This window comes from Panacagrimonas perspica (genome assembly GCF_004364935.1).
Lineage (GTDB): Bacteria > Pseudomonadota > Gammaproteobacteria > Nevskiales > Nevskiaceae > Panacagrimonas > Panacagrimonas perspica.
In genome coordinates this window covers 402,732-426,404 of record NZ_SOBT01000011.1, presented here as the reverse complement: position 1 = coordinate 426,404, position 23,673 = coordinate 402,732, and the positions used below count along the sequence as shown (strand labels likewise).

At 68.0% G+C, this 23,673-nt stretch carries 18 protein-coding genes; 11 read left to right on the top strand and 7 right to left on the bottom strand.

The features are described 5' to 3' along the window. Nucleotides 1–619: 619 nt before the first annotated feature. The 5 genes from DFR24_RS21445 to DFR24_RS24565 all read right to left on the bottom strand — a co-directional run bounded on the left by DFR24_RS21445 (nt 620) and on the right by DFR24_RS24565 (nt 5,626). On the bottom strand, nt 620–2,704 hold the full coding sequence (locus DFR24_RS21445) for a DNA internalization-related competence protein ComEC/Rec2 (RefSeq protein ID WP_133883476.1): 2,085 nt from the start codon (nt 2,702–2,704) through the stop codon (nt 620–622). Next, a complete protein-coding gene (gene lolD / locus DFR24_RS21440) occupies nt 2,659–3,354 on the bottom strand; it encodes a lipoprotein-releasing ABC transporter ATP-binding protein LolD (protein WP_133883475.1) in 696 nt (231 codons plus the stop codon). The genes DFR24_RS21445 and lolD overlap by 46 nt, the downstream gene beginning before the upstream one ends. Continuing rightward, nucleotides 3,351–3,899 carry an endonuclease domain-containing protein gene (locus DFR24_RS21435; protein ID WP_133883474.1) on the bottom strand — a complete coding sequence of 183 codons (549 nt, stop codon included), beginning with the start codon at nt 3,897–3,899 and terminating at the stop codon, nt 3,351–3,353. The genes lolD and DFR24_RS21435 overlap by 4 nt, the downstream gene beginning before the upstream one ends. After that, complete coding sequence (locus DFR24_RS21430) at nt 3,892–5,139, bottom strand: lipoprotein-releasing ABC transporter permease subunit (protein WP_133883473.1); 1,248 nt, start codon at nt 5,137–5,139, stop codon at nt 3,892–3,894. Before DFR24_RS21430 ends, DFR24_RS21435 begins: the two co-directional genes overlap by 8 nt. Before the next feature lie 97 nt (nt 5,140–5,236). Next, nucleotides 5,237–5,626 (bottom strand): Hpt domain-containing protein, encoded by a 390-nt coding sequence (locus tag DFR24_RS24565; protein WP_162851363.1) that lies wholly within the window; start codon nt 5,624–5,626, stop codon nt 5,237–5,239. A 321-nt stretch (nt 5,627–5,947) separates the two neighbouring features. Between DFR24_RS24565 and DFR24_RS21420 the strand changes: the two genes are divergently transcribed. From DFR24_RS21420 to DFR24_RS21375, 10 genes are all read left to right on the top strand, one after another. Then, nucleotides 5,948–6,610, top strand: a complete 663-nt coding sequence (locus tag DFR24_RS21420) for a class I SAM-dependent methyltransferase (RefSeq protein ID WP_133883471.1) — start codon at nt 5,948–5,950, stop codon at nt 6,608–6,610. A gap of 103 nt (nt 6,611–6,713) precedes the next feature. After that, a complete protein-coding gene (locus DFR24_RS21415) occupies nt 6,714–7,127 on the top strand; it encodes a hypothetical protein (RefSeq protein WP_133883470.1) in 414 nt (137 codons plus the stop codon). Between the two features lie 311 nt (nt 7,128–7,438). Further along, on the top strand, nt 7,439–8,797 hold the full coding sequence (locus DFR24_RS21410; protein WP_133883469.1) for a TolC family protein: 1,359 nt from the start codon (nt 7,439–7,441) through the stop codon (nt 8,795–8,797). Continuing rightward, nucleotides 8,794–10,053 (top strand): efflux RND transporter periplasmic adaptor subunit, encoded by a 1,260-nt coding sequence (locus DFR24_RS21405; protein WP_133883468.1) that lies wholly within the window; start codon nt 8,794–8,796, stop codon nt 10,051–10,053. The genes DFR24_RS21410 and DFR24_RS21405 overlap by 4 nt, the downstream gene beginning before the upstream one ends. Beyond that, nucleotides 10,043–13,171 carry an efflux RND transporter permease subunit gene (locus DFR24_RS21400; protein WP_133883467.1) on the top strand — a complete coding sequence of 1,043 codons (3,129 nt, stop codon included), beginning with the start codon at nt 10,043–10,045 and terminating at the stop codon, nt 13,169–13,171. The genes DFR24_RS21405 and DFR24_RS21400 overlap by 11 nt, the downstream gene beginning before the upstream one ends. Nucleotides 13,172–13,394: 223 nt before the next feature. Next, nucleotides 13,395–14,456: a pyruvate dehydrogenase (acetyl-transferring) E1 component subunit alpha gene (gene pdhA, locus DFR24_RS21395; RefSeq protein WP_133883545.1), complete on the top strand. Its 1,062-nt coding sequence runs from the start codon at nt 13,395–13,397 to the stop codon at nt 14,454–14,456. Between the two features lie 3 nt (nt 14,457–14,459). Then, nucleotides 14,460–15,449: an alpha-ketoacid dehydrogenase subunit beta gene (locus tag DFR24_RS21390; RefSeq protein WP_133883466.1), complete on the top strand. Its 990-nt coding sequence runs from the start codon at nt 14,460–14,462 to the stop codon at nt 15,447–15,449. A 25-nt stretch (nt 15,450–15,474) separates the two neighbouring features. Next, entirely contained in the window at nt 15,475–16,668 is a 1,194-nt protein-coding gene (locus tag DFR24_RS21385) for a dihydrolipoamide acetyltransferase family protein (protein WP_133883465.1), read from the top strand. Between the two features lie 121 nt (nt 16,669–16,789). Further along, nucleotides 16,790–17,164 carry a phosphodiesterase gene (locus tag DFR24_RS21380; protein ID WP_133883464.1) on the top strand — a complete coding sequence of 125 codons (375 nt, stop codon included), beginning with the start codon at nt 16,790–16,792 and terminating at the stop codon, nt 17,162–17,164. A gap of 96 nt (nt 17,165–17,260) precedes the next feature. After that, nucleotides 17,261–18,280, top strand: a complete 1,020-nt coding sequence (locus DFR24_RS21375; protein ID WP_133883463.1) for an agmatine deiminase family protein — start codon at nt 17,261–17,263, stop codon at nt 18,278–18,280. A 79-nt stretch (nt 18,281–18,359) separates the two neighbouring features. Here the strand turns inward: DFR24_RS21375 and DFR24_RS21370 are convergent, their stop codons facing one another. Then, nucleotides 18,360–19,478: an MBL fold metallo-hydrolase gene (locus tag DFR24_RS21370; RefSeq protein ID WP_133883462.1), complete on the bottom strand. Its 1,119-nt coding sequence runs from the start codon at nt 19,476–19,478 to the stop codon at nt 18,360–18,362. 7 nt (nt 19,479–19,485) lie between these two features. Further along, nucleotides 19,486–20,841, bottom strand: a complete 1,356-nt coding sequence (gene radA / locus DFR24_RS21365) for a DNA repair protein RadA (RefSeq protein ID WP_133883461.1) — start codon at nt 20,839–20,841, stop codon at nt 19,486–19,488. Nucleotides 20,842–20,925: 84 nt separating this feature from the next. Between radA and DFR24_RS21360 the strand changes: the two genes are divergently transcribed. Beyond that, the gene (locus DFR24_RS21360; protein WP_407075127.1) at nt 20,926–23,664 is read left to right on the top strand and encodes a CHASE2 domain-containing serine/threonine-protein kinase; all 2,739 of its coding nucleotides are present in this window, start codon (nt 20,926–20,928) and stop codon (nt 23,662–23,664) included. Nucleotides 23,665–23,673: the final 9 nt, after the last annotated feature.

Genomic DNA, 23,673 nt, shown 5'->3' with positions numbered 1-23,673 from the left:
CGCCAAAGGTCTCCGATGATGCAGTAGTAGCTGTCGGAAGAAGACCGCGATGGAGGAGGATCAACCCCGCTACGCCTAGGCATTCGCCCACGAGAAGGGACAATCGGACTCCTCATCGTCTCAAGAGCTGTCCGCTGGCCCTGCCTACGGAGTGGGTTTGGGTGCCCGTACAACCCGCAACGACTGCAGAGTTCGTAAAACGCACGCAGTGCTTGAAGCTCAATCAGGAGTGAGCTGCGCGTTGCACTCGACGGCTTCACGAGACAGATCTCCGCTTCGACTTCGGAGCTCCTTCGCTGAACTCGACACGCGTGCTTAGTCAGCAGCCTTCTTTCTGTCGCTGCTCGAACCAGGCGTGGCTCCTCGAATCGGCCCCATTTCTCCCGGCGAGCGATTGCGTCCTGCTCGAGCCAGTCGAAGAACCGAGCAAGCGCGTACAGGTAGACGATGACCGTCTTCGCCGCCAGGCCGAGCTGCACCGATGCCGCAGCACTGAAAAGCGTCAGCTCACGATCGATGGCGCCCCCAACGAGCACTAACCAAGTGTGCTGCCCCTTCTCCCCATGCTTCTCGATCGTCCTCATTCAGTTATGATAACCTATTAATAATCACTGTAAAATCATAGTATTACTGAATTAAATAAAAACAACGTTAAAAGGCTGCCGTGGTGAGGAGCGATCAGCACGTCCGCCTTCATGGCCCCTGCGTGCACGTCCAGCAGCCGGGCTTCCGCACCGCGCTCGATATCGCCGGTCAGCAAGGCGCTGAAGCCGGGCGCCGAGACGCGCATTACGCAGGACCGGTTGTTGTCCGACCAGGTGCCGGCATCGGGATGCAGCAACTCGAAGCGCACGCCGTCCCATTCCCAGCCCTGGCCCTCGTGGCAGGCGTTGGCCGGCAGCGTGCCGAGCTCGTCCCGTACGCCGACCAGCCGCCGCACGGCGGGCACGCCGCCCGAGTGATCGCTGTCGCCGTGCGACAGCAGCAGACGATCCACGTCGCGCTGCCCCAGGCCGAGGATGTACGGCGCCACCACCGACTCGCCGGCATCGAAGCCGTCCTCGAAGGCCGGCCCGGCGTCGTAGAGCAGGCTGTGGTGCGGTGTTCGCACCAGCACCGCGAGCCCCTGCCCGACGTCGAGAACGGTCATCTCGAACGGCCCGTGGACCGGCGCCTGCGGCGGCAGCAATAGCGGAACGAAGCAGGGCAGCGCGAGCCAGCGCAACGGCCAGCCACGCGGCGCGAACAGCAGCAGCGCGCCGAACAGCGACATCAGCAAGGCCGCCAACGGCGGCGCGGCCGGTATCCAGGCCGACGGCGCGTGCGTGGCGATCCAGGCGAACGAGACCTGCAGCAGGTGCAGGGCGTCGGCCACCCACCCCAGCGCCGGCACGCCCAGCGACGGGATCACTTCCGCGAGCGCCACGGCGGCGAGCACCAGCGGTGTCAGCACGGCCATCGCCGGAACCGCGAGCAGGTTCACGAACGGCCCCAGCCAGGCGGCGCCGTCGAAGAAGTACAAGGTCAGCGGCGCCAGCAGGACGCTGAGCATCATCTGCAGCTTCACGGCGACCACCGCGACACCGGGCGCCCGCAGTCGACCCGCCGTCGAATAGAAGATCGCGGCGACCGCGCCGAACGACAGCCACAGGCCGGGCGCCAGCGCCGCCGCCGGATCGAACGCGAGCATCAAGGCCAGCGCGAAGGCCAGCACGCGCGACGGATCGGCCCTTCGATCCGGCAGCGCGGCGAGCAGGAGCAGCGCGAGCATCAGCGCGGCACGCTGGGCCGGCGATTCCCAGCCCGCGAGCAGGCCGTATCCCAGACCCGCGATCGCCGCCGCCACCATCGCCGCCTTCTGCGCCGGCAGTCGCAGGGCCAGCCGCATCGAGGCAGGCCAGGTCCATCGCAGCAGCAGGAAGGCCAAGCCCGCGAGGATCGCGATGTTGAAGCCGGAGATCGCCACGAGGTGGCTCGTACCTGTGCGTCGGAACGCATCCCAGTCGGCGTCGCTGAATCCGGCGTCGTCACCCACCGTCAACGCCACGGCCATCGCCTTGCCCGGATGCTCGCCAAGCCAGGCATCGATGCGATCGACGATGGCCTGCCGCGCGCGCAGCACCGGCATCGGACGCTCCTCTGCGCACGGCACTCCGTCCCGCACGGTCGCCACGGCGCCGATGCCGCGCCGGTACAGCCAGCCCTCGTAGTCGAAGGCACGCGGATTGGACGAGCCGTGCGGCGTGCGCACGCGCAGCGTGAGCTTCCAGCAGTCGCCGCCGCGCAGCGTCGTCTGCGTGCGATACCAGGACGCGCGGATGCGGCGGGGCAGTGCGGGATCGACAGGCTCGAATTCGAATCTCAGCGTATGCAGATCGGCATCGGAGCCTTCGCGCCCCGTCGCAAGCGACCGCTCGGGCAGGCTGACGACGTGGCCGACGACATCGATCTGCTCGCCGTGACGCGCAGCCGGCCAGCGTTCATCGAGATAGCGCTGCCCGTGCAGGCTCGCGATCAGCAGGCCAAGCACCGCCGCCGACCACAGCGCGCGACCGCGCCAGGGCGGCAAGGCCGACAGACCCAGCAGCACCAGGACCCACGCGGGGAGAAGGTTCGTCGCCGCGTGCGTTGCGAGCACGCCGGCGACGAAGGCGAAACTCAGCTTCCGGACGTCAGGCGAAGCCGGCCGGACTCGATCGTCCACGTGCGATCCATGCGCGCGGCCAGGTTCATGTCGTGCGTGACCACGACCAGGCTCGTGCCCAGTTCGCGGTTGAGTTCGAGCATCAGGTCGAACACGCGGCCCGCGGTCTTCGCATCGAGATTGCCGGTGGGTTCGTCGGCCAGCACGCAGGCCGGACGCGTCACCAGCGCACGCGCGACCGCCGCGCGCTGGCGTTCACCGCCCGACAGTTCGCCCGGCTTGTGCTGCAGGCGCTCGCCCAGGCCCACGCGTTCGAGCAGCTCGCGCGCCTGTGCGAAGGCTTCCTTGTCCTTGGTACGGCGGATCAGCAGCGGCAGCGCCACGTTTTCGAGCGCCGTGAATTCGGGCAACAGGTGATGGAACTGGTAGACGAAGCCCAGCGCCCGGTTGCGCAGATCACCACGCGCCGAGTCGGACAACGCCGACATCTTCGAACCCTGCACCCAGACCTCGCCCGTGGTCGGCGAATCGAGCCCGCCGAGGATGTGCAGCAACGTCGACTTGCCCGAGCCCGAGGCGCCGACGATGGCGATGCGCTCGCCCTTGCGCACTTCGAGGTCGATGCCTTCGAGCACCGTCAGGTTCAGACGTCCGTCGTCGAAGGTCTTGGACAGACCCGCGCAACGCAGAACGGTATCGCTATCGCTCACGAGCTGCGCCCCCTTTTCCCCTCTCCCACAGGGAGAGGGTGCCCCGAAGCGGTTGGGTCCCAGCGTGGGAGTGCATCAATGGCACTCCCGCGTAAACCCAACCGGGGTGAGGGAGAGTCTGGGCCGCGAAAAGCCAGCTCCCACAATATCTGCAACACCTCTTCAATCCGTCCCAGCATCTCGTCATTCCAGAAACGCACCACCTGTATCCCCTTCGCATTCAACACGCGCGACCGCTTCGCACCGCGAACAGCCATCGCATCTTCATTGTGCTGACCACCATCCAGCTCGATCCCGAGCTTCAGCTGCTCGCGAAAAAAGTCGAGCACGAACGGCTGCACCGGATGCTGGCGCCGGAACTTCAGCCCGCCGAATCGCCGATCGCGCAGGAAATACCCGAGCTTCTGCTCGGCATCCGTCATCGCGATCCGCAGATCCCGCACGCGATGCAGCACCTCGAGTGGAAGCGCGTGCTTCCAGCGCGACTCTCCCTCACCCCCGGCCCCTCTCCCTGCGGGAGAGGGGAGAACAGCGGCTTCATTCATACCGCAGCGCCTCCGCCGGCTGCACGCGCGATGCGCGCCACGCCGGGTACAGAGTGGACAACAGGCCCAGTGCGAGCGAAAGCGTGGCAATGCGTATGACGTCGGAGGATTTCAGCTCCGACGGCAGGTCGCTGATGTAGTACACGTCGGGCGACAGGAACTGCTGCCCGGTGGCGGCCTCGAGCAGCGGCACCAGCGATTCGACGTTCAGCGCCAGCGCCACGCCGCCGATGACACCGAGCAAGGTGCCGATCACGCCGATGATCGAGCCCTGCACCATGAAGATGGCCATGATCGCGCGCGGCCGTGCGCCGAGCGTTCGCAGGATCGCGATGTCGGCCTGCTTGTCCTGCACCACCATCACCAAGGTCGACACGATGTTGAACGCGGCCACGCCGACGATCAGCGACAGGATGATGAACATCACGATCTTCTCGGTGGCCACGGCGCGGAAGAAATTGGCGTGGCTGCGCGTCCAGTCGTTGACGTAGTACGTGCCGTCGAGCGTGCTCGCCAGCTGACGCGACACCGCGGGCGCCTTGAACATGTCGTGCAGCTTCAGGCGCACGCCGGTGACGCCCTCGCCCATGCGGTACAGCGCCTGCGCGTCGGCGAGATGGATCAGCACCAGGCCGCGATCGAATTCGTACATGCCGACGCGGAACACGCCGGACACCGTGAAGCGCCGGAAACGCGGCAGCACGCCGGCCGGGGTGATGCTGGCCGTCGGAATCATCAGGTCGATCTTGGAGCCCGGCTCCACGCCCAGCGTCTGCGCCAGCTCCACGCCGATGACGATGTTGTACTCGCCCGCCTTCAGCGATTCGAGCGACCCGGCCTTGATGTGCTTGCCGATGTCCGAAACCGTCTTCTCCTCCTCGGGCAGGATGCCGCGCAGCAAGGTTCCCGAAAGATCCTGGCCGACGCGCAGCATGCCCTCACCTTCGATGTAGGGCGCCACCGCCTCGATCTCGGGATTGCCGCGCACCGACTTGGCCACGTCCGGCCAGTCCGCGAGCTGCCCGCGATAGGCCGAGATCGTCGCGTGGCTCGCCATCCCGAGGATGCGCGTGCGCAGTTCGCGCTCGAAGCCGTTCATCACGGACAGCACCGTGATCAGTGCCGTCACACCGATCGCGATGCCGACCATCGAGGCGGCAGAAATGAAGGAGATGAAGTGATTGCGACGCTTGGCGCGCGTGTAGCGCAGGCCAGCGAACAGCTCGTAGGGATTCCGCATGCGCGCATTCTAGGGAAACTGGGGACGGGACCCGGCTCGCCGGGCCGGCCTTTTGCTCCGGACATCGAAGCGTGGCCGCCTCCGACAGCGCGGCGCGTCAGGCGTTCGCCGCCTCGCACAACTTGCCGAACAGCGCACCGCAGCGGTCCAGCAGGTCCGGCATGGCGGCAACACCTTCGTCGAAGTTCGCCTCGCGCAGATCGCGCTCGGCCGACTCCAGGGCATGGCCCAGAGCGTCGGCGGCCACCATGCGGACTTCGGACTTGAGGCTGTGCGCGACGCGCGCGCAGCTGACGCGATCCTTCTTGTCCAGCGCCAGCGCGAAATCGGCCCGCTGGCGCGGCAGATCGTCCCGCATCGTCTCGGCCAGTTCCCTGGCGCCCTCGGCCTCGTACATCGCCACGAGCGGCGCGAGCATCTCGGGGCGGAAATCCGCCGACGGCGACGTGACGGAAGCGGGCTGCGGGGTTGTCGGCTTCGCGGTCATCTCGAAAAGAGTCCGGGGCGGAACGGCCTGGGGACAGCTTGCGCGCTGCGGTCCGGTCGCGCGAGTCGAGCGACGCCTCAATGTAATCGAGCCCGTGTGCAGACGGGCAACGTCCTTCAGGCGCACCCGGTCCCTCGGTGATCGCGATGGCGCTCGGCTTGCTCGAGGAACGCATGAAGCCGCGGCGTTGGGAAATCCGGCCCAGCCGTGGCCAAACCTTCGATCGCAGACAACGAGGCGCCACACTGCCGTCCCGCGCGGCGCTGCCATCGGGGCCGCACCCGCGAGTCCGGCTTCTTCTTCGCGAACGGAAGTGAACGAATGACGGCAGAAACTCGATCCGCGTACGTCCCCGCGCTGGGTTATCGCGCGCTGACCGCGTTCTACGATCCGGTGGTCCGGCTGACCACCCGCGAACACGCTTTCAAGCGGGGCCTGCTCGATCAGGCCGCGTTCCAGGCGGGCGACGCCGTACTCGATCTGGGCTGCGGCAGCGGCACCCTGGCCTTGATGGCCCTGCAGCGCACACCGGGCCTGGACCTGACGGGTGTCGACGGCGATCCGGCAATGCTCTCGCAGGCGCGCGCCAAGGCCGCCCGCAGCGGTGCGACGCCACGGTTCGACGAGTCGCTCGCCCAGGCGCTTCCGTACGAGAACGCGCGATTCGACGCGGTGATGTCCAGCCTGTTCTTCCATCACCTGGATCGCGCCTCCAAGCTCTTGGTGCTGCTGGAAGCCCGCCGCGTCCTGCGCCCGGGCGGCAGCCTGCATGTGGCCGATTGGGGGCGCGCGGCGAATCCGCTGATGCGCCTGGCCTTCCTCGGCATCCAGTTGCTGGACGGTTACGTCAATACGGCCGACAACGTCGAGGGGTGCCTGCCGGAGCTGATGCAGGAGGCCGGATTCGAGCAGGCACGGGAGACGCGGCGGTATTCGACGGTGTTCGGGACGATGAGCCTGTATCACGCACGGACCGCGTCGTAGCCCGGACGAAGTCCGGGGTTTTGCTCGACGGGCGAATGCCATCCCGGACTCCGTCCGGGCTACGGGGCTGCGTAGTTGCCTTCGCGGCCCTAGACTGAAGCCCATGTTCTCCCGCACCTCACGGCAGGTGGCTGTACTGGCGCTGATCTGCCTGGCCTTGCTGTGGGCGCGCACCGGTGTCGCCCATCTGCACCTGTGCTTCGACGGTCGTGAAGCACCGACGACGCTGCACCTGAGCGATGCGGCGCACCACGCGGACGATCACGGCGGACATCACGGCGCCCACGAGATCCATAGCGACGTCGACGTGCCGCTGGGCGAACAGCCGCTGACCAAGCCCGGCAAGCTGGTGCAGGACCTGACGCTGTTCCTGCTCGCGGCGACCTGCCTCGCATTCCTGTCGTTCCCGCGCGAGCGTCCCGCTCGACGCGCCGAACCGCCTGCTTTCGCATCGGCGGTCCTGAGGCTGCTGCCGCCCCTGCGCGGCCCTCCGCGCGCGCATCAGGGAATCCTGTAGCGCGCTGACGCTGACCCAGGCGGGTTCTCCGGCCTGAGGGTTCGGGCGGCAAGGCCGGGCTTCAAGCCTGGCCCGCATCGATCCGTTGCATCGCGCGCCGCACAGGCGTCCCTGACGTTCCCGGCCATCCGTCGTGCCCGGCCGCTTTCGCGCTCGGGCCCCGCGGACACCACCGGGGCGGCGTGGAAGACGATGGCCCCGCAGTCGCATCCGTTCCCGCATACCGCGGGTCGCGATCGCCCTTCCCCGTCCAGCGAAGTTCGCTCGTCCGCTCGCCGCGGGCGCTCGTCCGTCCCGATCCGGGAGGCTGCATGTCATCGCTACACCTGCTTGCTCCAGCACAACGTCCGTCGCCGCTACTGCGGCTCACCGCGACGCTGATCCTGTCCGCGCTGTCCTTCGCGCCGCTGGCTGCGGAGAACGAACCGGAGGCGCACGACGCGCATGCCGGTCACACCTCAGGGCACCTGGCTCACGCCGGCCCGCACTTCACGTTGGCCGAGGCGCTTCGACGCGCCGACCAACAACATCCGTTGTTCCTGTCCTGGCGCGAACGGCTGCGCGCAGCGGAGGGACGCGCGGTGCAGGCCGCGACCCGCCCGGCGCCGGAACTCGGCATCGACATCGAGAACGCATTCGGCAGCGGCGAGCGTTCCGGACTCTCCGGCGCCGAGACCACGATCGCCTTCAGCCAGCTGATCGAACGCGGCGGCCTGCGCGACCGCCGCGTCGAGGCCGCGGAAGCCGAGCGCGGCCTGCAGGTCACCGACGGCGAGATTGCGCGCCTGGATCTTCGCGCCGAGGTGGCGCGGCGCTTCGTGCACGTGCTGTCGGACCAGGCGCAGCTCGGCATCACGCAACAGGCCACTGCGCACGCGCGCAGCACGCTGGCCGAAGTGGAGCGCCGCGTCGCCGCCGCGCGCTCGCCGCTGGCCGAGCGTTCGCGCGCACAGGTGTCGCTCGAACGCGCGCACCTGGAAGAAGAGCACGCCGAGCACGAGCTGCTGTCTTCGCGTCGCCATCTGGCCGCGGCCACCGGCAGCCTCGACGCCGATTTCGGCGAGGCCGAGGGCGATCTGCTCGACCTGCCCGCGGTGGAGCCGTTCGAGGCGCTGCTCGCGCGCCTGCGCCAGACCCCGGACCTGCTGCGCTTCGCCAGCGAAACGCGGCTGCGCGAATCGGAAGTGCGCTTGTCCGAAGCACGTGCCGCGTCGGGCCTGACCTTGGGCGCCGGCGTGCGACGCCTGGAGGAACGCGACGACACCGCGCTGGTGTTCTCGGCCTCGATGCCGCTGTTCGGTGCGTCGCGCCAGCGCGGTCACCAGATCGAAAGCCAGGCGCGCCTCGCGCAGATCGGACCCGACCGCGAGCAGGCGCTGCTCAAGGCGCAGGCCCAGCTCTACGAGATCTGGCAGGAGCTGAACCACGCGCGCGTCGAGTTCGAGGCGCAGCGCGACCGCGTGGTGCCCGCGATGGAAGAAGCACTCAAGCAGACGCAGTACGCCTACGAGCGCGGCCGCTACTCGCTGCTCGAACTGCGCGAGGCGCAGGCCGAGTGGGCGGTGCAGCGCCTCCGCCTGATCCAGTCGGCGGCCGAGTACCACGGCCATCTCGTCGAAATTCAGCGCCTCGCCGGCGCCCCCGCACTGACTTCCGGGATCCCGCAATGAACCGCTCCTTCCTCCTTCGCATCACGCTCGCCCTGCTGCTCTCGCTGCCGCTCGCGGCCTGCCATCGCGACGACGAGGCCGCGACCTCGCAGGGCGACGGCCACAGCCATGAAGCCGCGACCGACGAGGCGCCACGCGGACCGCATCGCGGCCGCCTGCTCCAGGACGGCGCGTTCGCGATCGAGCTCGCCGTCTTCGAGGACGGCGTTCCGCCGGAATTCCACGCCTGGGCCACGAAGGGCGGCAAGGCGCTCGCGCCCGCCGACGTGAAACTCGAAGTGAGCCTGGCGCGCCTCGACGGCGAGACGAATCGTTTTACGTTCGTGCCCGCCGGCGACTTCCTGCGCGGCGACGGCATCGTCACCGAGCCGCACTCGTTCTCGGTGCTCGTGAAGGCCGAGCACGCCGGTGCGACGCACGAGTGGCGCTACGACAGCTTCGAAGGCCGCGTGACGATCGCGGCGGCGAGTGCCCAGGCAGCCGGACTCGGCGTCGCCATCGCAGGTCCACGACTGATCCGCGACGTGCTGCCGCTGTACGGGCGCATCGCGTCCGATCCCGAGGCGGTGCGCGAAGTCACGGCGCGCTTTCCGGGCATCGTGAAGAGCGTCACCCGCTCGCTGGGCGAAACCGTGAAGGCCGGCGACGTGCTGGCGCGTGTCGAATCCAACGACTCGCTGCAGGTCTACGCCGTCACCGCACCGATCGCCGGCGTCGTCACGGCGCGCCGCGTGCAGCCGGGCGAGCACGCCGGCGCCGCTCCGCTGTTCACGATCAGCGACCTGTCGCGCGGCGGCGCCGAACTCTCGGTGTTTCCGCGGGACCTGGCGCGCCTTCGTGTCGGACAGGACGTGCGCCTGCGCAGCGTGGAAGGCGAGCGCAGCATCGCGGGACGCATCGCACGCCTGGCGCCGTCGGGCAGCGATGCGAGCCAGGCGCTGCGCGCATGGGTGCGATTCGATGCGCCCGATGCGAGCTGGACGCCCGGCCTGCACGTGCAGGCCGAGGTACTCACCGGCGGTGCCGACGTTCCACTCGCCGTCAAACGCAGCGCGCTGCAGGCCTTCCGCGATTTCACCGTGGTGTTCGCCAAGGTCGGCGACACCTACGAGGTGCGCATGCTGGAACTGGGCCGCAGCGACGGCGAGTACGTCGAAGTGCTCTCGGGCCTGAAGCCGGGCGCCGAGTACGTCGCCGAGAACAGTTACCTGGTCAAGGCCGACATCGAGAAATCGGGAGCGTCGCATGACCATTGAACGCTGGCTGCGCTTCGCCATCCGGCATCGCGTCGCGATGCTCGTCGTCGTGGCGGCGCTCGCCGCGCTCGGCGTCCACAGCGCGCGGCAACTGCCGATCGATGCGGTGCCGGACATCACCAACGTGCAGGTGCAGATCAACACCGAGGCGCCGGGCTACACGCCGCTGGAGATCGAGCAGCGCGTGACGTTCGCGGTGGAGACCGCGATGGCCGGCCTGCCGCGCCTCGACACCACGCGTTCGCTGTCGCGCTACGGGCTGTCGCAGGTGACGGTGGTCTTCGAGGACGGCACCGACATCTACTTCGCACGGCAACTGGTGTCCGAACGCCTGCAGGCGCTGCGCACGCACCTGCCGGCGGAACTCTCGCCACAGCTCGGACCGATCAGCACCGGCCTCGGCGAAATCTTCATGTACACCGTCGACGCCGCGGACGACGCGCCGATCGACGCCGTGGCGCTGCGCCAGGCGCAGGACTGGATCGTGCGCCCGCAGCTGCTGCGCGTACCCGGCGTGGTCGAGGTCAACACCATCGGCGGCCACGAGAAGCAGTTCCACATCCGGCCGGATCCGGGCCGCCTGCTCGCCTACGGCATGGGCTTCGACCAGATCGTGCAGGCCGTCGGCGCCAACAGCGCCAACCGCGGCGCGGGCTACATCGAGCGCAATGGCCAGCAGCAGCTGATCCGCGTGCCGGGCCAGGCAGCGAACGCCGAAGACCTGTTGCGCATCGTGATCGGCCAGGCGCAGGGCATGCCGGTGCGGATCGGCGACGTCGCCGAGGTGGGCATCGGCTCCGAACTGCGGACCGGTGCGGCGACGCAGAACGGACACGAGGTGGTGCTCGGCACGGTGTTCATGCTGATCGGCGAGAACAGCCGCGCGGTGTCGCGCGCCGTCGCGGCAAAGCTCGAAGACGTCAAGCGCAGCCTGCCGCGCGGCATCACCGTCAACGTGGTCTACGACCGCACGACGCTGGTGGAGCGCACGCTCGACACCGTCAGCCGCAATCTCGTCGAAGGTGCGCTGCTGGTGATCGTCGTGCTGTTCCTGCTGCTCGGCAACGTGCGTGCGGCGCTGATCACCGCGATGGTGATTCCGCTGGCGATGCTGATGACCTTCACCGGCATGGTGCAGGCGCGCGTGTCCGCCAACCTGATGAGCCTGGGCGCGCTCGACTTCGGCCTGATCGTCGACGGCGCGGTGATCATCGTGGAGAACTGCATGCGCAGGCTGGCGCTGGCGAGCGCCGGCAACCGCACGCTCGACGAGCGCGAGCGGCACGAGGTGGTATTGCAGGCGACGCACGAGGTGATCCGCCCGACGCTGTTCGGCGTCGGCATCATCACCGCGGTCTACCTCCCGATCTTCGCGCTGACCGGGGTGGAGGGAAAGATGTTCCACCCGATGGCGATCACCGTGATCGCCGCGCTGACCGCGGCGCTGCTGCTGTCGCTGTCGTTCGTCCCCGCGGCGATCGCGCTGGCCTTCCGCGGTCCGGTGAAGTCGCACGAGAACGCGGCGATGCGGCTGGCGATGCGAGGCTATGCGCCGCTGCTGGACCTCGCACTGCGTGCACGCGTGCCGTTGCTGGCAGCGACCTTGGCGTTCGTGATGGTCTGCGCCTGGCTGGCGACGCGCCTGGGCTCCGAGTTCCTGCCCAGCCTCGACGAGGGCGATGTCGCGCTGCACGCGCTGCGCATTCCCGGCACCAGCCTGGGCCAGGCCGTGCGCATGCAGACGCAGCTCGAGACCGCGCTACGCCAGGCGCCGGAGGTGGAACGCGTCTTCAGCAAGATCGGCACCGCCGAGATCGCGAGCGATCCGATGCCGCCGAACGTGGCGGACACTTTCGTCATGCTCAAGGATCGCCGTGAATGGCCGGATCCGCGGGCATCGAAGGCGGCTGTGGTCGGAAAGCTCGAGCGCATCGCGGCCGACGTGCCGGGCAACAACTACGAGTTCACGCAGCCGATCCAGATGCGCTTCAACGAACTGATCTCGGGCGTGCGTTCGGACGTGGCCGTGAAGGTCTACGGCGACGACCTCGACACGCTCGGCGAGGTGGCGGAGCGGGTCGAGCGCGTGCTCGCCGGCGTCGATGGCGCCGCCGACGTGAAGACCGAGCAGACCACCGGACTGCCGCTGCTCACCGTCACGCCGCGGCGTGAATCGCTGGCGCGCCTGGGCCTGAACGTCTCGCAACTGCAGGACCTGGTGGCGGCCGCGTATGGCGGCGAGCACGCCGGCCTGCTGTACGAAGGCGACCGGCGCAGCGACATCGTCGTGCGCCTGCCCGAGGCCCTGCGCATGGATGCCGATGCGATCGTGCGACTGCCGGTGCCGCTGCCCGATGGCGGCTACGTGCCGCTGGGCGAGGTCGCGCAGGTGGAACTCGGCCTGGGTCCGAATGCCATCAACCGCGAGCAGGGCAAGCGCCGGGTCGTGGTCACGGCCAACGTGCGTGGACGCGATCTGGGTTCCTTCATCGGCGACGTGCAGGCGCGCATGCGCACGCAGCTCGAACTGCCGGCGGGTTACTGGCTGGATTACGGCGGGACGTTCGAGCAATTGCAGTCCGCGTCGCGTCGCCTGGCCATCGTGGTGCCGGTGACCCTGGCGCTGATTCTCGCGCTGCTGTGGCTCGCGTTCGGATCCACGCGCGATGCGCTGGTGATCTTCAGCGGCGTGCCGCTGGCGCTCACCGGCGGCGTGCTCGCGCTGTGGCTGCGCGACATTCCGCTGTCGATCTCCGCCGGCGTCGGTTTCATCGCACTGTCCGGCATCGCCGTGCTCAACGGCCTGGTGATGATCGGCTTCATCCGCTCGTTGCAGGAAAAGGGCCGCCCGCTCGTCGAGGCCATTCACGAAGGCGCGCTGACGCGGCTGCGCCCGGTGCTGATGACCGCGCTGGTCGCGGCGCTGGGGTTCGTGCCGATGGCGTTCAACACCGGCATCGGTTCGGAGGTGCAGCGGCCGCTGGCCACCGTCGTGATCGGCGGCATCGTGACGTCGACGGTGCTGACCTTGCTCGTGCTGCCGGCGCTGTATCGGTGGTTGGGAGCGCCGCGTGCCACCCCGGTAGCGCGTGCGCGCTTGGCGGACACGACGACGTGAGGTCTGCTGCGTGAGGCCCTTCTCCCCCGCGAGCTTTTTCACCGGCAGAGGAAGCAATGAGCGATCGCGGCTGCGCTCCATCGACGGCTTTTTCAAGATGAACCGACGCTGAAATTGCTTCGCTGCGGCCGGTGCTATCGTGGGGTCGAACTTCGCAAAGGAGAGTCGCGTGAGCGAAACCTCGCCTTCCGCCGAGACCACGGTCGCGGCGTTCGACGTACGCATGACGCGTTTCGTCGACGCCGCCGGCACCGTGCTCGCGCCGCTGCCTGCGTTCGCGCAGGATCCCGAAGAGCTGCGTCGCATGTACCGCGTGATGGTCGAGACGCGCGCCATCGACCGCAAGGCGGTTGCGCTGCAACGCACCGGCCAGCTCGGCACCTACGCGTCCTGCCTGGGCCAGGAGGCGATCGGCACCGCCACCGGCATCGCGATGCACGCGGACGATGTGCTGATTCCCGCGTACCGCGACTATGCGGCGCAGTTCCTGCGCGGCGTGCCGGCCGAGTCGACGTTCTTGTACTGGGCCGGCGACGAGCGCTCGATGCATTTTCCAGAAGGCACGCCGTCGCGCCACGACTTCCCGTTCTCGGTGCCGATCGGCACGCACATCCCGCAGGCCATTGGCGTGGCCTACGCGTTCCGGTTGCGCAAGCAGCCGCGCGTGGCGGTCGCGGCCTGCGGTGACGGCGCCACGTCGCGCGGCGACTTCTACGAGGCGGTGAGCAGCGCAAAGGTGTGGAACCTGCCTGTCGTGTTCCTGATCTCGAACAACCAGTGGGCGATCAGCCTGCCGCGCGCGCGCCAGACCGGCGCGCAGACCCTGGCGCAGAAAGCCATCGCCGGCGGCATTCCCGGCGAGCAGGTGGACGGCAACGACGTGATCGCCACGCGCCACGTGCTGGAACGGGCGCTCGCCGCGGCGCGCGCCGGAGAAGGGCCGCGCGTGATCGAGGCCGTGACGTATCGCCTGCACGATCACACCACGGCGGATGATGCGCGCCGATATCGCGCCGAGGACGAACTCGAGGACGCCTGGACGCGCTGTCCGATCAAGCGGCTGCGCGCGTGCATGGCGACGCTCGGCTGCTGGAGCGTGGCCGATGAGGAGGAACTCGAAGCGCAGGCCGCAGCGCGCGCGGAAGCCGTGGCGCAAGCCTACTTCGCGGTGCAGCCGGAAATGCCGCAGGCGATCTTCGATTCGCTCTACGCCACGCTTCCCACCGCGCTCGGGGCGCAGCGCGCCGAAGTGATGACCGCGCCCGCGCCGCAGACGGAGCATTGAGTCATGGCCGATCTGAACATCATCGAGGCGGTGAACCTCGCGCTGAAGTCGGAGATGGCGCGCGACGAGAACGTGCTGGTACTGGGCGAGGACATCGGACGCAACGGCGGCGTGTTCCGCGCCACCGTCGGACTGCTCGACGCCTATGGACCGGAGCGCGTCATCGACATGCCGCTGGCCGAGAACCTGATCGCGGCGATGGCCATCGGCCTGTCCACGCAGGGTCTGCGCCCGGTCGCGGAGATCCAGTTCAGCGGATTCCTCTATCCCTGCCTCGATCAGATCGCGAACCACGCGGCGCGTTATCGCAACCGCACGCGCGGCCGCATCACCTGTCCGCTGGTCATCCGCGCGCCCAACGGCGGTGGCATCCACGCACCCGAACATCACTCGGAATCGATGGAGACGTTCTTCGCCCACATGCCGGGGCTGCGCGTGATCGCGCCGTCGAATCCCGCACGCGCCTACGGACTGCTGCTGGCGGCGATCCGCGATCCCGACCCGGTGATCTTCCTTGAACCCACGCGCTGCTATCGACTGTTCAAGCAGGCGGTGGAAGACAGCGGCGAAGCGCTGCCGCTGGATACCGCGTTCGTCGAACGCGAGGGCACGCATCTGACGCTCGTGAGCTGGGGCGCGATGATGCATGAGACCCGCCTTGCCGCCGACGCGCTGGCACAGGAAGGCGTGAGCTGCGAGCTGATCGACGTCGCCAGCCTCAAGCCGCTGGACATGGACACGATCCTGGCGAGCGTCACCAAGACCGGCCGCTGCGTGATCGTGCAGGAGGCGCCGCGCGCTTACGGGCCCGCGAGCGAGATCGCCGCGAATCTCGCCGAGCATGGACTGCTGAGCCTGTTCGCGCCGGTCCTGCGCGTCAGTGGCTACGACACCGTGATGCCGCTGGCGCGGCTCGAGAAGGTGTATCTGCCCGATGTCCGTCGCATCGTGGCCGAAGTACGCAAGCTGCTGGAACTCGCACCGGTCGGCTAGCCGGACAACAAGAAGGAGGAATTCGATGAGCGTGTTCAAGCTGCCCGATCTCGGCGAAGGCCTGCAGGAAGCCGAGATCCGCGAATGGCTGGTCAAGGAAGGCGACACCGTGAAGGCCGATCAGCCGCTGGTGTCGGTGGAGACCGACAAGGCGGTGGTCGAAGTCCCAAGCCCCCAGGCGGGCCGCATCGCCAAGCTGCACGGCGGCGTCGGCGACACCATCGAGGTCGGCAAGGCGCTGGTCACGTTCGAGGGCGGCGCGCCGTCACCCGCAACCGCGGCCAAGCCCGCAACGAGCCATGCGCCGCCGCAGCCGCCAGCGCCCGCCGCAGCGAAAGCGACCGCGGGCGAGGCGATTCGCGACACCGGCGTCGTCGTCGGCGCGATGACGCAGAACAACGAGGTGGTGACCGAGAAGGTCACTTCGGTCGGCTCCGCGGCGGGCCTTAAGGTGGCGCCTGCCGTGCGCGCGCTGGCGCATCGCCTCAACGTGGACCTGACGATCATCACGCCCTCGGGCCCGGACGGAATCATCACCGCGGCCGACGTGCAGCGCGTGCACAAGATCCTCGCGGAAGTGGGACCGCTGGAGAAGCTCAAGGGCGCGCGCAAGGCGATGGCCAACGCGATGAGCCAGGCGCGCGACGAGGTCATGCCCACGACCTTGATGGACGACGCGGTGCTGCGTGCGTGGGGACCCCAACAGCAGGACGTCACGTTGCGCCTGATCCGCGCGATCGTCTCTGCGGCCCGGCGCGAGCCCGCGCTCAACGCCTGGTTCGATCACGCCGAGGTGGGCCGGCGGTTGCTCGACAAGGTGCATCTTGGCGTGGCGGTAGACACGCCCGAGGGCCTGTTCGTCTGCGTGATGCAGGACGTCGGCAATCGTGACGGGGAGTCGCTGCGCCGGGGCCTCGACAAGATGAAGACCGATGCGCGCAATCGCACGGTGCCGCCGGAGGAGCTGCGGGGCTACACGATCACGCTGTCGAACTTCGGCCGGTTCGGAGGGCGGTACGCGACCCCGGTCATCGTGCCGCCGACGGTGGCGATCGTGGCAGCCGGTGCGGTGCGCTCCGGCGTCATCGCACTCGATGGACAGGCCGTCGTGAGCCCGGTGCTGCCGCTGTCGCTGACGTTCGATCACCGCGCCGTGACCGGCGGCGAGGCGGCGCGATTCCTCGCCGCGATGCTCGAGGATCTGGCCTTGCCGACCTAGACGATCCGGGCTGCGGAGGCGCCAGGCGGCTCAGGACGCGGCTCCCATCGGCCCGGACCCGCCTGCCTGAACACCCGGGGCCAGTGCTATCCTCATGTCGAGATTGCGGAGGTAAGCCCCTATGCGACTGACTGTTCTCTTCACCGCCGCCGCCCTGTCCTGCCCGTTCGCCTGCCTCGCGCAAGAGGAGCAGGAGGGACTGTCGGTCGATGCCGGCGAGATCGTCGTGGTCACGCAGGCCTCGCGCCCGGCGTCCAGCACGATCCTGCCGAGCAAGGGCATGAACAAGGCGTCCGTTTCGGCCCAGTACGGCCAGCCCGCTGCGAAGCGTCCGCCGGTGGGTGGCGGATCACGCGCGCAGCCGCCGATCACGCGCTGGGACTACGACGGTTTCTCGGTCTTCTTCGAATACGACCACGTGGTGGACGCCGTGCAGCGTGACCATCCCGCGCCCATCGCGGTGTACGACGGCCTGGCCGGCGGCCCCCCGCGGTAACAAGCCGTCCGCTCAAATCCGTAACCCGGGCGTCATCCCCGCCCAGCAGCCTCGGTGGTCCTCGACCGCCGAGGCTTTCTCATTTTCAGCCCTGACATGACCGACTTCCTTCCGCCCGAGTGGGCGCCCCAGACCTCCGTGATGCTGACGTGGCCGCGCGCCGACGGCGATTTCGCGCAGCACTTCGCGCAGGTCGAGGACAACTTCCTGCGCATCGCCGCGGCGATCAGCCGCTACGAACCGGTGCACATCAACTACGGCTTGGATGCGGCATCGCTGCTCGTGCGGCTGTCGGCGGCGGGCGCACGCACGCAGCGCGTCCGCATCCATCGCGTCGACTCCGACGACGTCTGGGCTCGCGACCACGGCCCGATCACCGTCGTGCGCGAGGGTCGGCTGCTGCACCTGGATTTCGGCTTCAACGGCTGGGGCGGCAAGTTCGAAGCCGCGCGCGACGATGCGCTGACGCGCGAGCTGGCGAAGCTCGGCGCCTGGGATGCGCCCATCGAGACGCAGGATTTCATTCTCGAAGGGGGCGCCATCGAGGTCGACGGCCAGGGCACGCTGCTGACGACGGAGCGCTGCCTGCTGGCGCCGACCCGCAATCCGCATCTCGACCGCGCGCAGATCGAGGCCTTCCTCAAGCCGCGCCTGGGCGTGAACCGCGTGCTGTGGCTGCGGCACGGCGATCTGCTCGGCGACGACACCGACGGACACATCGACACGATCGCGCGCTTCTGCGATGCACGCACGATCGCCTACCAGGCCTGCGACGACCGCAACGACCCTCACTACGAGGACCTCGCGGCGATGGAGCAGGAACTGCGCGCGCTGCGCACCGTCGACGGCCAGCCCTACCGCCTGGTGGCGCTGCCGCTGCCGGCCGCGATGCATGACGAGGACGGCAAGCGCCTGCCCGCCGGCTATCCGAATTTCCTGATCGTCAACGGCGCGGTGCTGGTGCCGGTCTACGGCGCGCCGCAGGACGAGGCCGCGCTCGCGGCATTGCGGCCCTGCTTCCCGGATCGCGAGGTCGTCGCCGTCGATTGCCGCTGGCTGATCCGGCAGTACGGCAGCCTGCATTGCGTGACGATGCAGATTCCGGCGCTGGTCTGACCGTCCCCGTAGCCCGGGTGTTGAATTTCGCGAAGCGAAAGAGCGGGGTTTTCTCGCAAATCGGAGGGAAACCCGGGTTTCACCCGGGGTACGGGGCTTCGTACCAGGCGGTGTTGACGAAATCCTCGCCCGCTTCGTAGCGCTCGCCGAGGCGCGGCGTGATGACCTTCACGTCCAGCGCGGGGGCCGCTGCCAACGTGCGCCGGATCGGTTCGTCCCACGCGTGATACGCCAGGTTGAACGTCGCCCAGTGCAAGGGCAGCAATACCGAGCCGCCCAGATCCCCCTGCGCACGCACGGCGGATTCGGGATCCATGTGGATGTCGATCCAGGGCTTGGGTTCGCCATAAGCGCCGACCTTCATCAGAGTCAGTTCGGGCGCGCCCAGCCTGCGCCGGATCTCGGCGAAATGCGGCGAGTAGCCGGTGTCGCCGCTGTAGTAAACGGAATGTCCGGGACCGCGGATCATCCAGGACGCCCACAGCGTGGAGTTGTCCATGCGCCGACGACCCGAATAATGCCGGGCCGGCGTGCAATGGATGCGCACGCCCTTGATGTCCGCCTGCTCCCACCAGTCCATCTCGTGGATCTGCGCCGCGGGCACCTTCCAGCGTTCGAGGTGTGCGCCCACGCCCAGGCCCACATAGAAATGGGTCCCGCCATCGGCCAGGTGCTCGATCGTGGCCATGTCGAGATGATCGAAGTGGTCGTGCGAGATTACGACGGCGTCGATGTGCGTCAGCGCCTCCAGCGCCAACGGCGACGGATGCAGGCGCTTCGGGCCCGCGAACGCGAACGGCGATGCACGCTCGGACAGAACGGGATCGGTCATGAGGCGCACGCCGTCGATTTCCACCAGGGTGCTCGCATGCCCGAGCCACCACAGGCGCAATCCCGGACGGACCGGCTCCAGCAGCGCGGCCGGCGGCATCGCCATCACCGGCACCTCGAACGTCGGCTCGCGGACCTGGCCTTCCGAATACTTGCGGATCGTCTCGACGAGCGCGAAGCCTCCGGGCGATCGCGGCGTGTTGTCGAAACGGCCGTCGTGGTACTGCGGCGATTGACGCATGCGCTCGAGTCTTGCGCCTTCGAAGCGTCCGCCGAAGACCGGCAACTGGAACACGACGTAGACCGCGCATCCAAGACCGACGCCCAGAACCACCAGCCACGTCAGGATCTTTCCGGCGCGGGCCATGTCGCCCTCAACTCGCGAACTTCATCGCCTGATCCAGGCGGCTCACGGCAGTGACCTCGAGATCGAGCTTCACGCTCTTGCGGGGGCGATTGGCCTCGGGCACCAGCGCGCGCTTGAAGCCCTGCTTGGCCGCCTCGACGAGCCGCTCCTCGCCACCCTGCACCGGGCGGATCTCGCCGGCCAGACCCACTTCCCCGAACACGACCAGGTCGGTGGGCAGCGGTCGGCCGCGAAAGCTGGACAGCGCGGCGAGCAGCAGCGGCAGATCGGCAGCCGGTTCGCTGATGCGCATGCCGCCGACGACGTTGACGAAGACATCCTGGTCGCCGAGTGCGACGCCTCCGTGCCGATGGAGCACCGCCAGCAGCATGTTCAGCCGATTGCCTTCCAGACCGAGCGCGACGCGGCGCGGATTGCCGACCATCGAGCGGTCGACGAGCGCCTGGACCTCGACCAGCAGCGGTCGCGAGCCCTGACGTGTGACGGTGATCACACTTCCCGGCACCGGTTCTTCATGGCGTGACAGGAACAGCGCCGACGGATTGCTGACCTCCTTGAGGCCGGTGTCGGTCATCGCGAAGACACCGAGTTCGTTGACGGCGCCGAAGCGGTTCTTGACCGCGCGGATCAGCCGGAAACGCGAACCGGGGTCGTGCTCGAAATACAGCACCGTGTCGACCATGTGTTCGAGCACGCGCGGACCGGCGATGGCGCCTTCCTTGGTCACGTGCCCGACCAGGATCACCGTGGTGCCGCTGGCCTTGGCCTGACGCACGAGCTGCGCTGCGCATTCGCGCAGCTGCGACACCGAACCCGGCGCCGAATCGAGCGTGTCGGTGTACAGCGTCTGGATCGAATCGATGACGACCAGGCCGGGTCGCGTGGCGGCCACCGTGGCCAGGATCGACTCGATCGAAGTCTCGGCCAGTGCAGGCAAATCCACGCGCGGCAGTCCCAGCCGCTGGGCCCGCATGGCCACCTGCGAGAGGGATTCCTCACCGGTCACGTAAAGGGTGTCGAGACGCCCCTCGACGGCGGCCAGCAACTGCAGCAGCAGCGTGGATTTGCCGATGCCGGGATCGCCTCCGATCAGGATCACGGCACCCCGGACCCAGCCTCCGCCGAGCACCCGGTCCATCTCCTCCAGGCCGGAGCCGACACGAGGCGCCGACTCCGCATCGACCTCGTGCAGACGCCGGACGGCGGTCGCGTTTGCGACACCCGGCCGGGTCCCCGGGCGGGTCGCCGCGACGGTCGATTCCACCAGCGTGTTCCAGGCCCCGCAATCGGCGCACTGCCCTGCCCACTTGGAAGCCGATGCACCGCAGTTCTGGCAGACGTAGGCGGTTCGGGTTTTCGCCATGACGTTCGTAAAGTCCGTTAGTTGAGGTCCCGAAAACCACGCTAGTATCACCGCAGAACGCGAATCGGGTTCGCGCGCAGGGGGATGATGGTGAAGCAGGGGTTCTGGACCAGGGACTGGTTTGCGGCGCTCGCGTTCTCTGCAGCGTTCGTGCTGCTGGCCTACGCAGTTGTGCCTAACAGCTTCAGTTCGCTCGAAAGGTATACATACGATCTGGGTGTGCGAGCCAACTCTCGCGCGCCTTCCGACAAAGTCGTCGTGGTCGCCATCGATGACGACAGCATCGCCAAGATCGGCCGCTATCCATGGCCTCGCCTGGTGCATGCGCAGATGCTCGACCGGCTACGCGAAGCCGGCGCCAAGGTGGTCACCAGCGCGATCTTCTTCTCCGAGTCCCAGGACGAGCCGGGCCTCGAAGCCCTGAGCGACCTGTCGACCTACCTGGCGCAGTCGCCGCTGACGCAGTCGATCCCGGGCGACATCGATTCGCTGGGCAAGCAGGTGGCGGACGTCGAAGGCCTGCGCAAGCAGATCGACGCGGCCTCCGCGGCGGCACGGCAGATCGATCCGACCCAGGCCGCGCCGGACCTCAAGGCGATGCGGGATCTGAACAAGCTGTGGGCCGATCTGGCGCTCTCGAAGCGCTACGCCGGTGAAATGACGGCGCTCAAGGAGAAGCTCGACAACGCACGCAGCCGGCTGTCCGCGGACGATTCGCTGGGCATCGCGATGCGCGGTTACGGCGCCAACCTGCTGCCGATCATGTTCACGCCGGGGACGCCGCAGGGAAATCCCGACGCGCCGTTGCCGGACTACGTCAGCCGCTTCGCGCTGACCAACCTGCAGGACAACGTCGAGGCGGTCGCCTCGGGCGGCCTGCCGATGCCGGTCACCTCTGCAGAGCTCCTGCCGCTGCCTGACCTGGGCGCCGCTGCGAGCGGCATCGGGCACCTGATGTTCCTGCTCGACCCGGATGGCGTCGTGCGTGAAGAGCCGCTGGCGGTTCAGTACTTCAACGAGCTGTATCCCTCGCTGAGCCTGATGACCGCGGCCCGCGCGCTCAACCTCAAGCCCGAAGAGATCGAGGTCAAGCTGGGCGAAGGCGTCCGCCTGGGCGGAATCAATCTGGAGACCTCGCCGTACCTGCAGATGCGCACGCACTTCTACGGCGACGTGAACGGCCGTCCGCCGTTCCCGGTGTACTCGTTCTACGACGTACGCGAAGGCAAGGTCCAGAAGGGCGCGCTGAAGGACAAGATCGTGCTGATCGGCGCCACCGCCGCCGGTACCGGCGATTCGCTGGCGACGCCGGTGTCGGCCAGCATGGCGCCCGTGATGGTGCTGGCGCATTCGGTGTCGAGCATCCTGCAGGGCCACTACTTCATCGAGCCCTCCTGGGGCGGCATCGTCAGCGCGCTGGTGCTGATCCTGGCCATCGCGTATCTCGCCGCGGTGCTGCCGATGCTGACACCCGCCATCGGCTTCGCGATCAGCGGAGGCCTGGTGGCGGTGATCCTGCTCACCGAGTTCTATCTGCTGTCGGCGAGCGCGATCTGGGTGCAGTTGACGATCCCCGCCCTGCTGCTGGTTCTCGGCCACCTGTTCATGACGGTCAAGAAGCTGCGCCTGACGGAGAAGCTGCGCGTCTCCAGCGATGCCGAAGGTGCGGAATCCAACAAGATGCTGGGCCTGGCCTTCCAGGGCCAGGGTCAGCTCGACATGGCCTTCGACAAGTTCAAGCGCGTGCAGCCGGTGGACGATCGCCTGCTGGACCTGATGTACAACCTCGCGCTGGATTTCGAGCGCAAGCGCCAGTTCAACAAGGCGCAGAGCGTCTACGAATACATCGGCTCGAAGAACAAGACTTTCCGCGACGTGCAGAGCAAGCAGGTGCGCGCCAAGAAGCTGTCGGAGACGGTGATCCTGGGCACCGGCATGGGCGCCCAGACACAGGACGGCACGTTGATCATGTCCGGCGGCTCGGGCGACATGGAAAAGCCGATGCTCGGCCGCTACCAGGTCGAGAAGGAGCTGGGCAAGGGCGCGATGGGCGTCGTCTATCTGGGCAAGGATCCGAAGATCGGCCGCATGGTGGCGATCAAGACGATGGCCCTGTCCAACGACTTCGCCTCGGACGAACTGGCCGACGTGAAGGCGCGCTTCTTCCGCGAAGCCGAGGCGGCCGGAAACCTGTCGCATCCGCACATCGTGCAGATCTTCGATGCGGGCGAGGAGCATGACCTTGCCTACATCGCGATGGAGTTCATCAAGGGCTACGACCTGGTACGCCACACCAAGGCCGCGGCGCTGCTGCCGGTCAAGGACGTCCTCAAGTACATGGCCGATGCGGCCGACGCGCTCGATTACGCGCACGCCCGCAACATCGTCCATCGCGACATCAAGCCGGCCAACCTGATGCTGGTGACCGATACGCGGACCATCAAGGTCACCGACTTCGGCGTCGCACGCATCACCGATGCCAGCAAGACCAAGACCGGCATGGTGCTGGGCACGCCCAGCTACATGAGCCCGGAACAGCTTTCGGGCATGAAGGTGGACGGCCGCTCGGATCTGTTCTCGCTCGGCGTGACGGCCTATCAGCTGCTCACCGGCACGCTGCCGTTCCAGGCCGAATCCATGGCGACGCTGATGTTCAAGATCGCCAACGAGCCGCAGATGCCGATCACGAAGGTGCGTCCGGATCTGCCGCCGGAGCTTAACGCCATCATCGAGAAGGTGCTGCAGAAGCACTACGACACGCGCTATGCCCGCGGGGGTGAGTTCGCGCGCGATCTGCGTGCGGTCCTGGCCACGATGAGCTGAGTCAGGGGC

Bases quoted from the DNA above. Each gene is read 5' to 3' on its own strand.
- DFR24_RS21435 (WP_133883474.1), bottom strand. From the start codon at position 3,899: ATGAATGAAGCCGCTGTTCTCCCCTCTCCCGCAGGGAGAGGGGCCGGG.
- DFR24_RS21375 (WP_133883463.1), top strand. From the start codon at position 17,261: ATGACCGACTTCCTTCCGCCCGAGTGGGCGCCCCAGACCTCCGTGATG.
- DFR24_RS21420 (WP_133883471.1), top strand. From the start codon at position 5,948: ATGACGGCAGAAACTCGATCCGCGTACGTCCCCGCGCTGGGTTATCGC.
- DFR24_RS21400 (WP_133883467.1), top strand. From the start codon at position 10,043: ATGACCATTGAACGCTGGCTGCGCTTCGCCATCCGGCATCGCGTCGCG.
- DFR24_RS21380 (WP_133883464.1), top strand. From the start codon at position 16,790: ATGCGACTGACTGTTCTCTTCACCGCCGCCGCCCTGTCCTGCCCGTTC.
- DFR24_RS21405 (WP_133883468.1), top strand. From the start codon at position 8,794: ATGAACCGCTCCTTCCTCCTTCGCATCACGCTCGCCCTGCTGCTCTCG.
- DFR24_RS21390 (WP_133883466.1), top strand. From the start codon at position 14,460: ATGGCCGATCTGAACATCATCGAGGCGGTGAACCTCGCGCTGAAGTCG.
- DFR24_RS21410 (WP_133883469.1), top strand. From the start codon at position 7,439: ATGTCATCGCTACACCTGCTTGCTCCAGCACAACGTCCGTCGCCGCTA.
- DFR24_RS21385 (WP_133883465.1), top strand. From the start codon at position 15,475: ATGAGCGTGTTCAAGCTGCCCGATCTCGGCGAAGGCCTGCAGGAAGCC.
- DFR24_RS21415 (WP_133883470.1), top strand. From the start codon at position 6,714: ATGTTCTCCCGCACCTCACGGCAGGTGGCTGTACTGGCGCTGATCTGC.
- radA (WP_133883461.1), bottom strand. From the start codon at position 20,841: ATGGCGAAAACCCGAACCGCCTACGTCTGCCAGAACTGCGGTGCATCG.
- DFR24_RS21360 (WP_407075127.1), top strand. From the start codon at position 20,926: ATGATGGTGAAGCAGGGGTTCTGGACCAGGGACTGGTTTGCGGCGCTC.
- DFR24_RS21430 (WP_133883473.1), bottom strand. From the start codon at position 5,139: ATGCGGAATCCCTACGAGCTGTTCGCTGGCCTGCGCTACACGCGCGCC.
- pdhA (WP_133883545.1), top strand. From the start codon at position 13,395: ATGACGCGTTTCGTCGACGCCGCCGGCACCGTGCTCGCGCCGCTGCCT.
- DFR24_RS24565 (WP_162851363.1), bottom strand. From the start codon at position 5,626: ATGACCGCGAAGCCGACAACCCCGCAGCCCGCTTCCGTCACGTCGCCG.
- DFR24_RS21370 (WP_133883462.1), bottom strand. From the start codon at position 19,478: ATGGCCCGCGCCGGAAAGATCCTGACGTGGCTGGTGGTTCTGGGCGTC.